This is a genomic window from Bradyrhizobium sp. ISRA442, from assembly GCF_038085055.1.
In the GTDB taxonomy this organism is placed as follows: domain Bacteria; phylum Pseudomonadota; class Alphaproteobacteria; order Rhizobiales; family Xanthobacteraceae; genus Bradyrhizobium.
In genome coordinates, this window is the sequence record NZ_JALGCN010000006.1 from 78369 (window position 1) to 93300 (window position 14932).

12 protein-coding genes and 2 pseudogenes are annotated in these 14932 nt (G+C 57.2%); 2 read left to right on the forward strand and 12 right to left on the reverse strand.

The window, feature by feature from the left end:
* Nucleotides 1-239: 239 nt before the first annotated feature.
* Entirely contained in the window at nucleotides 240-560 is a 321-nt protein-coding gene (locus tag MTR72_RS40350) for a 2Fe-2S iron-sulfur cluster-binding protein (protein WP_445819581.1), read from the reverse strand.
* Nucleotides 455-1198: a ferredoxin reductase gene (locus MTR72_RS15005; RefSeq protein ID WP_280969018.1), complete on the reverse strand. Its 744-nt coding sequence runs from the start codon at nucleotides 1196-1198 to the stop codon at nucleotides 455-457. The genes MTR72_RS40350 and MTR72_RS15005 overlap by 106 nt, the downstream gene beginning before the upstream one ends.
* A 456-nt stretch (nucleotides 1199-1654) precedes the next feature.
* Here MTR72_RS15005 and MTR72_RS40355 point away from each other — a divergent pair, with 456 nt between their 5' ends.
* Nucleotides 1655-2014: a LysR family transcriptional regulator gene (locus tag MTR72_RS40355; RefSeq protein WP_445819582.1), complete on the forward strand. Its 360-nt coding sequence runs from the start codon at nucleotides 1655-1657 to the stop codon at nucleotides 2012-2014.
* A 298-nt stretch (nucleotides 2015-2312) separates the two neighbouring features.
* On the opposite strand, the gene MTR72_RS15010 is transcribed toward MTR72_RS40355, so the two are convergent.
* The 4 genes and pseudogenes from MTR72_RS15010 to MTR72_RS15025 form a co-directional block, all read right to left on the reverse strand.
* Nucleotides 2313-3365, reverse strand: a complete 1053-nt coding sequence (locus MTR72_RS15010) for an HlyD family secretion protein (RefSeq protein WP_280969017.1) — start codon at nucleotides 3363-3365, stop codon at nucleotides 2313-2315.
* 4 nt (nucleotides 3366-3369) lie between these two features.
* Complete coding sequence (locus tag MTR72_RS15015) at nucleotides 3370-5082, reverse strand: MFS transporter (protein ID WP_341510455.1); 1713 nt, start codon at nucleotides 5080-5082, stop codon at nucleotides 3370-3372.
* A 198-nt stretch (nucleotides 5083-5280) separates the two neighbouring features.
* Nucleotides 5281-5535, reverse strand: a pseudogene (locus MTR72_RS15020) (hypothetical protein); the annotation flags it as partial.
* 323 nt (nucleotides 5536-5858) lie between these two features.
* Entirely contained in the window at nucleotides 5859-6788 is a 930-nt protein-coding gene (locus MTR72_RS15025) for an AraC family transcriptional regulator (protein ID WP_280969015.1), read from the reverse strand.
* Between the two features lie 118 nt (nucleotides 6789-6906).
* Here MTR72_RS15025 and MTR72_RS15030 point away from each other — a divergent pair.
* Nucleotides 6907-7877 (forward strand): annotated as a pseudogene (locus tag MTR72_RS15030) (SDR family NAD(P)-dependent oxidoreductase).
* A 377-nt stretch (nucleotides 7878-8254) separates the two neighbouring features.
* Here MTR72_RS15030 and MTR72_RS15035 read toward each other — a convergent pair.
* The 6 genes from MTR72_RS15035 to MTR72_RS15060 form a co-directional block, all read right to left on the reverse strand.
* Nucleotides 8255-8662, reverse strand: coding sequence for a carboxymuconolactone decarboxylase family protein (locus tag MTR72_RS15035; protein WP_280969013.1), 408 nt, complete (start codon nucleotides 8660-8662; stop codon nucleotides 8255-8257).
* Between the two features lie 434 nt (nucleotides 8663-9096).
* Nucleotides 9097-10911 (reverse strand): nif-specific transcriptional activator NifA, encoded by a 1815-nt coding sequence (gene nifA, locus MTR72_RS15040; protein WP_280969012.1) that lies wholly within the window; start codon nucleotides 10909-10911, stop codon nucleotides 9097-9099.
* Between the two features lie 175 nt (nucleotides 10912-11086).
* Nucleotides 11087-11923 (reverse strand): SDR family NAD(P)-dependent oxidoreductase, encoded by an 837-nt coding sequence (locus MTR72_RS15045; protein ID WP_280969011.1) that lies wholly within the window; start codon nucleotides 11921-11923, stop codon nucleotides 11087-11089.
* 651 nt (nucleotides 11924-12574) lie between these two features.
* The gene (locus MTR72_RS15050; protein WP_280969010.1) at nucleotides 12575-12763 is read right to left on the reverse strand and encodes a hypothetical protein; all 189 of its coding nucleotides are present in this window, start codon (nucleotides 12761-12763) and stop codon (nucleotides 12575-12577) included.
* The gene (locus MTR72_RS15055; RefSeq protein WP_280969009.1) at nucleotides 12760-13869 is read right to left on the reverse strand and encodes a nodulation protein NodZ; all 1110 of its coding nucleotides are present in this window, start codon (nucleotides 13867-13869) and stop codon (nucleotides 12760-12762) included. The genes MTR72_RS15050 and MTR72_RS15055 overlap by 4 nt, the downstream gene beginning before the upstream one ends.
* Nucleotides 13870-14142: 273 nt before the next feature.
* Nucleotides 14143-14931: an ABC transporter permease gene (locus MTR72_RS15060; RefSeq protein ID WP_280969008.1), complete on the reverse strand. Its 789-nt coding sequence runs from the start codon at nucleotides 14929-14931 to the stop codon at nucleotides 14143-14145.
* Nucleotide 14932 lies beyond the last annotated feature (1 nt).

Consider the following 14932-nt stretch of genomic DNA (forward strand, 5'->3'; position numbering starts at 1 on the left):
GCGGTTGCAGGGAGGCAGCTTTCCTCTCATCCAACACTCGCGAACTTCGAAACGTAAACAAGTCACGTTAACAGAACTCCGCGTTCAGCTAAATGGAACGGTGCGTAGCGCAGGCGACAGCGTTGAGGACCGACAGCGCACGACGAAGCGTTAAAGTTGCGGGCTAACGCAAGCAGAGACCAAGGCGAGGGAAACGGCCTTTCGGGAAGGCCGCAACGTCAACGCGGACCTCCTATAGGTCAATGACCAGTTTGTCGCCGCGGCACCCCGAACAGCAGATCATCATCGTTCGACCGGTCGCGCGTTCGTCCGCTGTAAGTACCAGGTCGCGATGATCGGGCGTACCAGCGGGGGACGCGAGTTTCGCAGGCTCCGCACACCCCTTCCTTGCACGAGTGGGGAGCATCCAGCCCGAGAGCGTGCAACGTGTCCAGAATACTCCTGCCAGGAGCGACTAGGAGCGTTCTACCCGATCTGGCAAGTTGGACCTCAAACCCGTGTGAAGCTTCTTCTCGCGGCTCCGCACCGAAGTATTCCGTGTGATCTGTTGCGCCGGCCACTTCGATGTCGCTTCGCGAAAGTCCCTCATCATCTTGATGGGCCCGCAGCAGTACAGATGGGCGCCTGAGTCCGCCCTCTCGACGATTGAAGATATGCCTATCTTCCGGGAATTGCTCTCTCCGAAATAGAAGTTGACGGTTGCATTGTCCACACGCGAGAGTCTCTTGATATCTTCGTAGAAGGCGGCATGTCCATGTGTCTTCGCGCAGTAGTGAAGTTCCCAAGATCGAGCTAGACACTTCAGGCGCTGCACCATCGCCCAAATCGGTGTTATGCCAATCCCGCCGGCGATAAACACGACGTGCTTCGCGTCCTCGACCAGTGGAAAACTGTTCCTTGGAGAACTGATGATCAGTTCGCTACCCGGTGCGATGCAATCGTGCATGTAGACCGATCCGCCGCGGCTTTGTTCGTCTCTTCGGACGGCAACGACGTAGCGGTGCTTGTCGCACTGGTCGTTCAGAAGAGAGTAGCTGCGGGTCATCGACCCAGGCAGATGAACATTGATATGGGCCCCCGCGGTAAACGAGGGTAGCTCGTCTCCCGACGCGGGGCGCAGCTCGAATGAAGCGACGTCTAGTGCTTCGATCCAGATGTTGCTGACCCTTACTTTGAGGTGCGCCGACGCTGCAGTCACGATCGTTGCCTATCATTAACTATTCGACGCGCTTACACAGCGGTGTTCGCGAGCTTCACAGAGCCGCTTCGTAAGGTGACCGGCGCCAAACTGAGATCTCGGGCCATGACCGCCCCGGTCACGCTCATGATTTGCGAATCTAGCCCATCACCCAGCGAGATAAGGAAGCAGACCGTGAATATCCATAGCTGATACCGGCTTATCCCCCTATCCACCAGTGCACCGCGTTCAGACTGCTCATGGCATCTCGTCTCCCTATGCCGCTTTCCAGAGGCCCCGCCTTCGACGTACGCTGCCGCGACTTCGGTACCGGTCAGGTCGCTCTCTCCAGTATAGGTCCCCTTCTCCCTTGATCTAGCTCCTCACGGTTTGACATTTGCGTACCTATTCATATCTGGCGTGATATGGATTTGCGTCCGACCTTTTGGTGATAGATTCGATGCTCCTGTCCAATGGGTGAATGCTGGGAAGTTCAGACAGAGACTGACGATCAGGCACTTGCGGTTGATAGAGGGGGTGGGGCGCGAGCTGAGTATGAGCCGCTGTGCGCAGGTGCTGCATACTTCACAATCCGCAATTTCTTGCGGTCTCAGCGAAATAGAAGACCTGCTGGGCGCGCGCCTATTCGATCGTACGACGCGACGAATTGTACCGACATCGCTAGGACAGATTTTGATCTGGCATTCCGATCAGATACTGGGACAGCTTGCTCGCGCTGAGGCAGACTTCGATGCCCTGTCTCGCGGGGTGCGCGGCTTCCTCGCGTTTGTATGGAGGGCCTGGCAGACCCTCACTCGCAAAGTCCAAAGGACGTAAACAAGCCTTGCTAACAGAACCTAGGGGAGGAGAGAACTCAGAAGACTTGATTTGTGCACGTGAAGCGTCTCGGTCGCTTCGCTATCGTCCGGCCTCCGAAGCTCACGCCACGTCGCTCGCAATGGCGACGTCCTCGTTGGCTGGAGCGTCGACGCACTTCACGCGTCAGATGTCGAGTACCAGTTTGCCGCCAACGCAGCCCGAAACAAATTATCGTCGTTCGACCGCTCGCGCCTTCGTCAGCCGCAAGAACCAGATCGCGATGGTCGGGCTGCCGAGGACTGCGCCGGCAGGCCAACTACTGTTCACTTGAGAGGAATGGTTCCGAGGCCTTGTCCGTCCTTACGACGACGGACAGACCTGGAAGCAATCGTTCGAGATGCTGTTGATCGGGGTCGATCGAAATCCGAATCGACAGGCGTTGCGCGACTTTCGTAAAGTTTCCCGTCGCATTGTCAGGCTTTAGGATGCTGAATTCGGCCGCGGTCGCGCCCGAGTAGTCTTGAATGCGTCCATGATAGACGACATTTGGAATAGCATCGACTTTGAAAGTTACCGGCTGCCCAACCTCCATATTGTAAAGTTGGGTTTCCTTGAAATTCGCAACTACCCATTTCGTATCGGGAACGATCGACATCAGTTGCGTGCCTGCAGTCACGTATTGACCGATTTGCACTCCAACTTCGCCTAGTTTACCATTCCGCGGCGCGATGATGCGCGTGTTCTCGACGTCGATCTCGGCCAGTCGATGGGTTGCCTGCGCACTATCGATCGCCGCCTCAATCGACGAGCGGTTTACGATGATCGTGGCCAAGTCCTGGTGAGCTACATCAACCGCTGCCTGCGCCTGGGCGACGGCGGCTCGCGCAGCGGAAAGCGTCGAATTAGCCGCATCGAGCGATGCCTGCGTGGCCACGCCTCGTCCCTCAAGACTGCTAGTGCGGTCAAAGTTGGCTTGTGCCGTGTCAAGCGCGACCTTCGCACTCGCGACCAGGGCCTCGCTTGCACGAATCTTGGCTTCCGCCGATCGCTTGTTCTGTTCCGATACGGCCAGGCCGGCCCTCTGCTGTGCAAGATCGGCTTCGGCTTGTAGCAGCCTTTGGCTCAGTATACGATCATCGATCTGGACCAGCAGATCACCTTTCTTGACCCGTTGATAATCAAGAACCGGTACTTGGGTCACATAACCCGAGACCCGCGGACTGATTATAGTAACCTGACCGCGGATATAGGCATCTTCCGTCACGACGACTTGCGTCCGAAAGGGCGGTAATTGCCATGCGTGAAGTAGTAATAGCACGCCAAAGACAGCGATTAGCGATACAAGTATCGTTTTTATCCATTTTTCCATGTGCTTACGAATTACTCGACACCCGCGCGTCGTTGGTCACCGTTGTTGATTCCACCCGTGACGGCCGATATCCCAAAATGATCCCCAGCACGAGGATTCCTAAGGTCCCCGCAGCACAAAGCGCTATGAGTAGAAATGCGTCGTTGTAAGCGAGCACTGTCGCTTGTTGCGATTGGCGCCGCGCCACATTGGCCACAGCTTCCGCACTCCTAAGGCGATCATCCGGTAGCACCCCGCGATAGACATTATTAATCCGATCGAGTTGCTGAGCGACGATGGGATTTGATTGCAGAACCGGCTCAATTAGCCGACTCGAATGAACTCTCTCTCGAACCACTACGAAACTGCCGAATGCGGCGCTTCCCGCGAGCGCTCCCAGGTTCTGCGACAGCAGAAAAACGGCCACGAAACTGGACATCGTCATCGGACCGCTGCTCTGAGCAAGCGCCGTCCCTGCCGACAAGGCCGGAGGAAGGAAAAGGATCCCACCGAGCGCGATCAGAGCTTGGCTCAGATACATGTTTTCCGGACGCGTCAGGACTGTTGAATGAGAATCTACGTAGGCCCCCGAACTAATTAAGGCGAGTGCGAGCGCGGGGAGCAACGCCGTACGCTTGGCCTCCATAATCGCACCACACAGGAGTCCGCCAAGTATCGTGGCTCCTATTATTGCAACGTAAAGAGACCTACTCTGTTCGCCCAGTAGGCCGAACGATCGGAATAGGCCGTACGCTCCCGCCGTTTGTTCCGACAGGACGAAGCGAAAGAGAACTAAAGTTACCGCGAATCGCAAGACGATTGGGTGAGTGAGCCATTGGAGATCGATCAGTGGCCTTGATCGGTGAAGCTCAATGAGCAGCGCTGCGCATATCGAAGCAATGGCAACTGCGGAGCATACTCCAATCCAGCGGACCTCAAACCACCAGTAGTTCGTGCCTTGGACCAGAACGATAGCAATCAAACCAAAGCCGATGGCGAGTAAGGGATAGCTAACGAAATCCCAGACCTCGAGCACGTTCTCACGAGCGATAGGCGTGAGATGGAGCGCTAATACGGCGGCGAGCGAACATAGCGCCAACCCGAGCTCCATGGTACTGAGCGCTTTCCACTGGCCGTAATCCAGCAGCGACGTCGAGATCAGTCTCGTGAAGGTACTACCGATCGTTGAACAAGTGAGGGATAGACTTATCGCCCAAGTTGGTTTCAGCGCAGGCGGAAATGCTTCCATCATGTAGAGCATGCCTAGCGTGGACATCGGTGCAGCCGCAATGCCCGCGAAGAACCTCAGTATGACAGCCGTCCTGAGGTCAACCACATAAACATGCAACAACGCTGCAGCCGAGAAACTGACGATGCTCACGACGGTAAACATCCTTAGCCCAAACTGATTGCGTATCTTGACAAGCAGAATGGACAGACTGACATTAGGAGCCATGTAGGCTGCATTCAGCCATGTCGCTTCTGATATCGAAGCGCCGAACGCGCCAGCAATCTGCGGTATGTTGACCGAAGTCATGTTCATACCAAACCCTTGCGTCATCCACACCAGCACGGAGGCGCAGAAATACGACGCGGTTAGATAGAATGGTCTTCCCGATGAGGGCCCGAAAAGCCGCAAAGACATTAACGTCTTAACTCCCTCGTTGCGCTTTGCCGCAACCGCTGTTTGGGCTCGGCTTTCTGATGCTCGAGGAAGACCCGGCGCGCAGAGGCACATAGATCGGCTGGATTCTTGCTTCCGCGCACCGCCAAGCGGCCGCTTCTTTGTCTAGCGGAAACGATAGCGCCGCATGGACGATTTAACAGCAGCGCCGTCGCGAACACCGCGTTCGCTTCGCTAGGACAACACTGGCCGAGATGACGCGATAACGGACATTGCGTATTTAGGCTCGATCGCGCGCGACGATAGATCGGTCTAGCAGGGTATTGAAGAACTGAGTTCGCAAACGAAGGCTGAATCGTCGCCATCGTGGATGTAGAAGGCAACGAGCCTGCCCACGGTGCACATCATGTCCCATCCGCGACCACAGAACAGATCATTCTAGCCGTGCCCTTCCCATGAGATCTCGGCGCAGGCCGATCTGTCGGCGTTGCCGTAGCGCACATCCAGGAAGCCTTGGGGAGCTCCAAAGGTTCTTTCACCATCGGACTTGCCCCGGAAGGTGAGATGCGGCCCGGAGCAAGCCATGCGCCTCGTATAGCCGCACTGCCTTCCCGCTCACCCCTAACTGGCGAGCAGCTTCGGCAGAGCGGAGATAAGATCACAAGTCCGCCAAAGCGCGTCCTTCCTCGAATGATTCGTTCTATCAAGGCCTTCCCAAGGGCCGGTGCAAGAGGTAACCGCCAGGAGGCCGATCGCGTCCCCCGATTGCCGCTGCTTTTCTGATCAAAATCGTGCAATAACCCCATAGTTTAACAACAGGTCTTGAGCGAAAACGAAGGCTTCTCTCACACGAGATCACACTCGTGACTGTAGACAACCACCACCACGGACTAGGCGCCACTTGTTGTCGCAAGCGTTCGGCGCTGATACTCTCGGGGTGAACAAGCCATCATTCTTTTGAAGGCGGTGCTGAAAGCGCTCTCAGATTCATATCCAAGCGAATACGCGATCACCGCGACATTTTCATTCGAGCTACGAAGCCGATTGCTGGCGACAAGCATTCGCCAGCGGGTAAGGTATTCGATCGGCGACGTGCCGACGAGTTGCCGAAATTTCTGCGCGAAGGTCGACCGCGACATGCCCGTCAGATGACAGAGTTGTTCCAGGGTCCAATTACGTGCTGGATCAGAATGCATGGCATTCATAGCCGCACCTATCTTCGGATGTGACAGGGCAAAAAACCATCCGACACCGACGCTCGTCGGCGACGCCAAGTAGAGTCGCAATACCTGCACCAGCATGATGTGCGCAAGATGCTCCGCTACGAGTATGCCGCCCGGCTGTCGACTGCGCACTTCCGACGCCAACAAATCGAGCGACCAGCGCAGCACCGATGCCTGATTAGAGGCTTCCCTCACCTTAACGATCGGGGGCAGTGCACCGAATAACACGTTGGCGTAATCATCTGAGAAAGCGAAGCGCCCCCCGACGAGGAAGAATTCGCCACCTCCATTACACGTCGCAATGCCGTTTTCAGCGGCTTTGTAGATCGGGCGCGAGTCAACCGGATCGAGGGATGGATCGGCTGTGAGATAAAACGACCGTCCTCGTGTTAGCAGAAAGCAATCACCATGTTCGAGGTGAATGATTTCGTTGTGGCCGTCCACGGAGACCCAGCATGATCCGCGCACGACAGCATTGAACTTGATGCCTTCGTGCGATGGGAAGCTCAGCGACCAGTTACCGCCCGCATCAAGGCCGGCGGAAACGTACGTGCGTGGTCTCAGCAGGGAGAGGATGGCGGAAAGAGAGTCAAACATACGATCCGGACGATCACGAAAGAAGATCGGATTTTAGCGCATGGAGTGCACGATTTCCATGCGGTAGTCGTTCCCGCTACGCGGATCGTCCGCCAACTATGTGCTCGCGAGGATTGAGATGTCTTACAAACAGGCCCCCCTCGGTTCAGGTTTTGGACCACGGACAACCACTAGGGACGTACTTGAGGATAATGACTTGACGGGAAAAGTTGCCATCGTGACCGGTGGTCACTCCGGCCTTGGCTTGGAGACAACGCGCGCGCTCGTGGCAGCCGGCGCTCACGTTCTTGTCGGCGCCCGGCGACCTGCGGCTGCCCGAGATGCGTTGGCCGACCTCCCAACCATCGAGATCGACGAACTGGATCTTTCAGATCTAGATAGCGTCCGGCGTTTTGCGAAGCGCTTTGTCAATTCGCGTCGACACGCCGACATTGTGATCAACAATGCCGGCGTAATGGCATGCCCCGAAACTCGCGTTGGCCCGGGTTGGGAAGCCCAGTTCGCGACTAATCATCTGGGTCACTACGCGCTGGTGAACGGACTATGGCCGGCGATTACCGGCGGCGCAGGTGCACGGGTTGTTGCGGTATCCTCTGCCGGTCATCACATTTCGGGTATTCGTTGGGATGACGTGCAGTTCGCTAACGGTTACGACAAGTGGCAAGCTTATGGACAGGCTAAAACCGCAAACGCGCTCTTCGCGCTGCATCTTGATGCGCTTGGTAAGAGCGAAGGTGTACGCGCGTTCTCATTGGATCCAGGTAAGATCTTCACGCCCTGCAACGACATCTGACGAAGGAAGAGATGGTCGCTCGCGGATGGATCGACACGAACGGTAATCCTGCTGATCCGACGTTTAAGACGCCGCAACAAGGAGCGGCAACTCAGGTATGGGCCGCGACGTCTCCGCAACTGAAGGACCTGGGTGGCCTATACTGTCAGAATTGCGATGTCGCTCCTCCAGCCGAGGGAGATAAAGCCACTTTCGAAGGTGTGCGCAGCTACGCGAGAGATCCGGACCAAGCCGCCCGCCTCTGGGCGCTCTCGGCCGAACTCACCGGCATTAATGCGTTCGGCGACAACGGATAAGGCGCTTTCGCGGACCGTCTCTTATCTCCCTATATCTATCCTCGTATCGATACCGACGGAGCGGCTTGGCGTCGAACCAAGCCGACCGCTCTTAGAGGTCGTACGCCGTCGCGTCGCGCAAAGAAAATAGAATCCGAACGGCGCTCAAAGCGCCTATGTGGCGGCCGATGTGCCAATGGTCTTCGTGCCACACTCAACGCTATTGTCTCTCACCGAGAGCTTAGGTCTCCGGCGCGTCGCACGCCGGAAATATGCCGAGACTTCTAATGTTGGCTCGCCTCGTCAACAGCTTCGCACGGCGCACCCCGTCGCAAACTTCCAGACGGCGCTTGCAAACGGAGTGGCAAAGCAAGTCGAAGCGGTAGGCGCGCCCCCTCCTATTTGGTTGTATCAGATGCCTCCTTCAATTCTTCTATGGCTTCGTGCGCCGATCTGAACGCCTCGGCGCCGGCGGGAATACCGCAGTAGACGGTCGCATGGAGAAGGATCTCCATTATCTCTTCCTTGCTCACACCGTTTCTCACAGCGCCGCGGACATGCGACTTCAGTTCCGTGGGGCGGCCCAAGGCCGTCAGAATCGCCAAGTTCAGCATCGAACGCGTCCGTCGATCCAGACCGTCGCGCGCCCACACGGCCCCCCAACACCACTCCGTGGCCATCCGCTGAAACGCCATCATGAACGCGTCCGATCTAGCGAGAGATCGGTCGACTTCGTATGCACCAATCACTGCACGTCGGACCTCAAGTCCGCGTTCGAATAGTGTCGTACTCGATCGATCGCTCATGTACGATTCCTTTCTGACGTCAGATCATCTGTTGGAGGTCGGTTATCGCGTGAAGCGCCCCCGATCATTCGCGAGCACTCCACACCTGGTGGACGACGGTGATGTGGCCTTTCATCGCGAAGTTCGAGACTATCAGCCTCGAAGTTGAACCGGTCCGTTCTGCAGCGAGGATTGCAAGGCCGCTTCAAGCACACGGACGACCGGATGCACCTCCGCCGCGGACGCCAGCGGCGTCCGACCTTCGAGAACCGCCGACGCGAATTCACGGTACTGCCGATCGAACGACTCGTCCCGCAAGCGGGCGCGGTGATTTCGCTCGGGGCCAAGTCGCCCCCGAGGGCGGATCCATTCCCTTCAGATTGCGATGAGATTGCCTATCGGAGATCGTCCTCGTACAGCTATTCGGCAGTAGCAGTTCCGACCGATGTCGTCGTTCAGAACCGCTTTATCTCGATTCCATATTTCCTCAGCGCGTAGCCAATCTGGCGCGGCGTTAGTCCGAGCAGGCGCGCTGCTTTTGCCTGCACCCAGCCAGATTTTTCCATGGCCGCAATGACACGTTCGCGATCGGCCATCTTCGCGCCACTAACGAGAACGGTGCCGGGAGGCCCCAGTGAGGCCAGTTCGCCGCCGACAGGCTGGGTCGCTTCAGCTAGCGGAATGATGGACTTTGCGGGCACCGGTGGCATGGGTGCGGGCTGGTCTGGCCTCTCGTCCGACGAGCTTTTCCACAGCATCGCGGAAAGGCACTGGCCGTGGCAGCATGCAAAGTCACTTCTCACGATCGATGATCCGGCGCACAGCGTCGCTGTCCGCTCGATGCAGTTTTCGAGTTCGCGGACATTTCCCGGAAAGCCGCAGTTCATCAGTACATCCATCGCACTCGCCTCCAACGTCAGAGTACGGTCGTTCTCGTTATTGAAATTTCTGAGGAACTCCCTGGCAAGCAGCGGAATATCACTGCGTCTTTCGCGCAGCGGCGGCAACAGTAAGGGAACTACGCTGATGCGATAGTAAAGGTCCGCGCGGAACTCGCTCCTTGCGACGGCCTCTTCAAGGTTCTTGTTGGTCGCAGCTATCACTCGAACATCGACCTTAATAGTCTGGTTGCTGCCGACGCGCTCAAACTCCTGCTCTTGCAGAACGCGCAGCAACTTCGCTTGGAACGGAGCTGAGATCTCGCCGATCTCGTCAAGAAACAGCGTTCCTTTGTCAGCAAGTTCGAAGCGCCCCTTGCGCGAGCTGAACGCACCGGTAAAGGCGCCTTTCTCATGACCGAACAATTCGGATTCCAGGACGGTCTCAGGAAGCGCCGCGCAATTCAGCTTAACGAACGGGCGCCTGGCGCGGGACGATGATTCGTGAATGGCCTTGGCTACGAGTTCCTTTCCGGTACCGGATTCGCCACGCAGCAGAACCGTGCTGTTCGATCTGGCTACAACCGCAATCTTCTCGAGCAGCCCGCGCAGCGCCGGACTGTCGCCAATGATCCCATGGACGTGTAGCTTCTTGCGCTCCCGAGCGGGTTGCCTCAGCTCTAGTACTTGCTTTTGTAGCCGGTCTTTCTCCGCCATCAGTCGTTCGCGATCGCAGGCGAACAGGCGATGTAACTTCACTGTTTGTCCCACCAGGTTGGCGATCATGGCGAGCAGTCGCGCATCGTAGTCGAGCCGGAGACTCGACCTATCGTCCCGGATACGGTCGACCGTCAGCGTACCCACGACCTTCGGATCAATGCGAATCGGAACCCCGATGAACGACACTGGCATATCATCAGAGGCGCCGAGCACTTCCCGGTCGGCAGCGCTGAATACCGGCTCCGCGGCCACGTTCTCGGCGACAAGAGGCCTGTCCGTCGCGATGATCTCGTCGATTGCCTTCCGCGGCAGTCGCATCCGGTAACGTTCGTCGCTGCCTTCGCTCCAGCCGGCGCCCACTGTAATGTCCGGCATGCCGTCGTCGTCGAACAGTGAGACGATGCCGTGTCGCATCTGCACAAACGATTGCAGAAGACCAACAACGTTGGCCAACGTGACTTCGAGCCGACAAGGAGCGGTGAGTATTTTCGATATTTCGAAGATGCCGGTCAGCGCGCTCTCACGCAACGGCTCCCCCGAGAGCTTACCCTCCGGCTCAGGTTGCGAGGCAGGTCTTTCGAGTGAGGAAGGGATATCCAGCATGAGGCGGTCTCCGTTGTCTTGATCATCCTCCCTGGTGCCTTGTCCTGGTTGGCGAGCTTCGTTTTGCATGTCACTCTCGATCTAACGCCAAGTGTTGACGAGATGACATAGAACCGTAACACCTTTTCATGGCACGACGGTAAACTTACGGTGTGCCTTCATTTCATTTTTGCGGATTGCGTGCGCGTCGTCAGCGGAGAACATAAGTACCGCTGCTGCAGCTCAAGTCAGCTGGCCGGCCGATTCACAGATGTTGCCCACCATTGATCGGCACCTCGGCCCCCGTGACATAGCTCGCCGCATCCGAGCACAGGAAGAAGATGACCTTGGCCACTTCATCCGGGGTTCCCACTCTGCGAAGCGGGATACTTGGCACGAGACGCGCTTCTGTGTCGGGCGATAACATGTCCGTCCTGATTTCGCCGGGCGCGATCGCATTCACGCGAATGCCATGCGGCGCATAATCGTGGGCCATTTCGCGTGTGAGGCTCGCAAGCGCAGCTTTCGACGTCGCATAGGCACTGCCGGCAAACGGGTGCACCCGCGAGCCCGCAATCGAAGTCACATTCACGATCGATCCTGACGCGGCTCTTAGCTCGTCAAACAAACCCTGCGCCAGCAGGATCGGGGCCACCAGGTTGAGATGGAACACCCTCATCCAGGTCTCGATTGACGTCGTCAACGACGTCAATCGATCGCCCGCGGGCGTTTTCGGTGAGACACCGGCATTATTCACTAGCGCGTGCAAAGGTGCACCGGCCAAGCGTTTCTTGACCTCAGTGATCGCGCGCGGCAGCATTCGATGATTGCTGAGGTCGATCTGGACATGATCTTCGTTCCCTGCCTCCCAGGGGCATCGCTCGCCGTCGAACGGTTGACGCGCGCAAGAAATGATGCGCCAGCCCGCCTGCGAGAACAGCTTGGCGGTAGCATGCCCAATTCCGCGCGATGCTCCGGTGAGCAACATCGCCTTCTGTTCTCCGCGATGAACACGGGGTTTATCGGCCTGAAAGGGGCAACCCAAATGTGTTTCGGGCACCGGGCCTTTGATCAGATCGTCATTTGGCAGATCCAGACCCACGCCCGCCTCCTCTCCTGCTGCGCGCCGCACGCGTAGCAGGATTTGGGCCACTGCGATGCATGTAAATCCGCTTCCGTTTTGCGTCCTAATGTCGCGCACGCGGAATGCTTGGCGGGTTCAAGACGCGGTGCGTGTGCTTTGTGACAGCGATGGTGCATCAGCTACGTAATGTCGCGAGCACACTCGCCTGCGTCAACACAAGGCTACGAGCCGCGCTCTCTTTCCTGATCGCACAACCGGAAAAGCCAAAAGATGGCCAGCGCCTCTCGCCGAGGCAACGATCGATCAGGATAGCGGCCGTGGCCAGTAGCCGCCTCAACTGAAAAGCTGACGTTACCAGCTTCGTACGTTAGTTTCGTCGGCGACTGATGCTGACTTCATGGCGCCCTGCTCTGCTGTGTCCAGCACTGGCACATCGCCGGGCAGATTGATTCCGGACCACGACCTGGCGTACTGACTCTTTCCTCAAAATAGTGGATCTCGAGAGCGCCCGTCCGCACCAGCGAGTGCCGACCGCCAAGACTCGCCGGCTGAACGGAGACCCTTTCGATATATTCATCCGCGATCGACCACCGATTAGCTTCGACTTGCGGATCCGCCCCGGGGCGACGACGTAGACGTGTTCCACCTCTTTAACGCGGCGGCGGCAAGTTAAGGGTCATTGTTGTCGACGTCGAACTTCAGCGGAATATATTCGGCTGCCGCGTCGGTCTGTTCTCCGGTGGAAGTTCCCGGCAGAGCATCACTTTGGGCAGACAATTGCCGCCCCGAAAAGATCTGCCAATACTGCTGGATGCAAAAAGCGGCAATCAGATCGATCAGGCGGGCTATGGCTTTCATGAAGTCACGAGCTCTTGCGAGGTTTGTTCAATCACGATCAAGCGGCTCGGATCGTTCAAATCGAATTCTATAACGCGTGGGGCAAAGAGACGCGCATAGCGCGTGAAGGCGCTCGTCGGGGGAAAACGGATCACGGTGTCGCAGCGCGCAAGGAGATACATGTCGATGAGGGCGGAAAAGCCGCCCTCGGCTCCGAGCGCGGCGTTGTGCAATGGGCCGGTCTGAGGTGCCTGGAACCTTTTTGGGATCGTGAAAACATCAGGAAATATAGTCGAAACCTTCTCAAGGACGAGCGCGCTGTCCGTGCACAGGAAAGCCCTCACGGGTTTTGCGTGGGGTAACCCCCTAGCCTTATCAATGGCATTACAGACCTGTCGCAAGGCGCGCTCCGGGTCAGCCCAGTAGGGAGCATGCCCCATAATGTCCTCGCCGTTGCCATGCCGGACATGGATGCCGATTACGCTGCACGATTCAAAGTGCTCGCGGTAGATAGCATCAATCCGAGCCTGAATTTCAGGTCGTGGCTTGATGCTCCGAAAGATTTCTCGTTCGGCCTCCTGATCGCAGCGCCACATCAGGCAAGCGTCACACACAACCGTGTTAGCGTCACTATCTTTCTGACTTTGGAATAGTTGGTCGAGTTCGTCGCGTTCCCGGAAAATCTGCTCGTCCGGGCGATAGACGCAATCGATGGAAGGCTTGTTCCACCATGCGGGGAAGAATGGTCCCGGAAATGAACACTGATTGATCTCGTCGTCGCAAATCACCCGCACGCCAGCAATGCCTTGAACCGGTTTGAAGAAGACTGGAAAGGCATTGGTGAATGGCTCATCGAGATAACAAGATCCCCGCCAATCAATGGCTAGCGTCCGTCCTGTCTGCTTTGCAAAACGCCAGGCTGCCGCCAGTGACCACAAGCAATCGCCGAACCCCGTACGTCGTCGGGAAACTACAAACCGGTCATTCCTCGAACCGCTAGCCATCTGCATTGCCTCTTCCCGGGCTCCTGTTTGGACAAGAGACGTCATTGCAGACATCTCACTCATCTCGTCCGACGCCATGGCCTGAAATCGCGGTGCCGGCGAGCTGCGTCGGTAGAACTTCATAGCAGCGCTATCCCTGGTGAGCCGCGTTCTTTCAACAGTTTGCGTATTTTCTTCAGCGGTGTTGCGTCGACGTGCCCGATTTCAGTCGGATGCCAGATGCCACCCTGTGCGTCGGATGGCCTGGCTCCCTTACATGCAGCCGATAGCAGCGAACGTACGATAGCCCTCAAGCCATGCAGCTGCTGCTCTGGCGGGTTGAGTAGCCTCGAGCTATCGCAAAAGAGCATCGTGAGAAGGCATCAATTCACTTTGGCGTTTTGGCGGAATTTCATGTCAACGCAGCAGGCGGCGGCGAAACAGGACCGTCGACACGAAGAAGGGCAACACCGCGTACAAGCAAAGCGCACCGACATGCAGCACAGCGTCGCCGGCGCCGCGCTCAAGCATCACCGGGCGAATGAGGTCGACCGAATGTGCGAGCGGCAACAAGCCGGCGAAGTGCTGAAATGAGCTGGGCAGTTGGCTTGCCGGAAAGACCGCGCCACACAGAAACACCATGGGCGTAAGAATGAGCGACTGGTAAAACACGAAGTAATCGTAAGTTGGCGCAAGAGCTATGACGACCATTGCCAGGCTGGCGAAGACAAGGCCAGTAAGGGCGACTGTTGGTATCGCACAGAAAATGGACGTCCAGGATGCATAACCCAGCGTGGCAGCGACAATCCCGATTGCTGTCCCGGCCAGAACGGACTTACTAGCCGCCCACACCAGTTCACCTAGAACGATATCGCCAAGCGTGAGCTGTGTGAACAGGATTGCCTCCCAGGTGCGCTTGGCATCCATGCGAGCAAAGGCCGCATATAGGGTTTCAAAGGTCGCGGATGTCATGGCGCTGATCGCGACCATACCCGCCGCCAGAAAAGCGATGTACGAAGTCCCCTCAACCCGTCCCACGATGAGTCCGAGGCCAAAGCCGAGACCAAACAGATTGGTTATCGGATCTGCGAGATTGCCGAGAAGCGATGCAAGCGCGACTTTCCTCCATGCCAGAAAATTTCGACGCCATACCGCGATCCAGTTGTATGCGTTAGCGGGCATAACCGCCGCATAAGCTTCACCCATC

Coding starts and splice junctions, on each gene's coding strand:
- MTR72_RS15060 (WP_280969008.1), bottom strand. CDS start 14,931: ATGGGTGAAGCTTATGCGGCGGTTATGCCCGCTAACGCATACAACTGG.
- MTR72_RS15015 (WP_341510455.1), bottom strand. CDS start 5,082: ATGTGCCTCTGCGCGCCGGGTCTTCCTCGAGCATCAGAAAGCCGAGCC.
- MTR72_RS15025 (WP_280969015.1), bottom strand. CDS start 6,788: ATGTTTGACTCTCTTTCCGCCATCCTCTCCCTGCTGAGACCACGCACG.
- MTR72_RS15010 (WP_280969017.1), bottom strand. CDS start 3,365: ATGGAAAAATGGATAAAAACGATACTTGTATCGCTAATCGCTGTCTTT.
- MTR72_RS15055 (WP_280969009.1), bottom strand. CDS start 13,869: ATGAAGTTCTACCGACGCAGCTCGCCGGCACCGCGATTTCAGGCCATG.
- MTR72_RS15050 (WP_280969010.1), bottom strand. CDS start 12,763: ATGAAAGCCATAGCCCGCCTGATCGATCTGATTGCCGCTTTTTGCATC.
- nifA (WP_280969012.1), bottom strand. CDS start 10,911: ATGCAAAACGAAGCTCGCCAACCAGGACAAGGCACCAGGGAGGATGAT.
- MTR72_RS15035 (WP_280969013.1), bottom strand. CDS start 8,662: ATGAGCGATCGATCGAGTACGACACTATTCGAACGCGGACTTGAGGTC.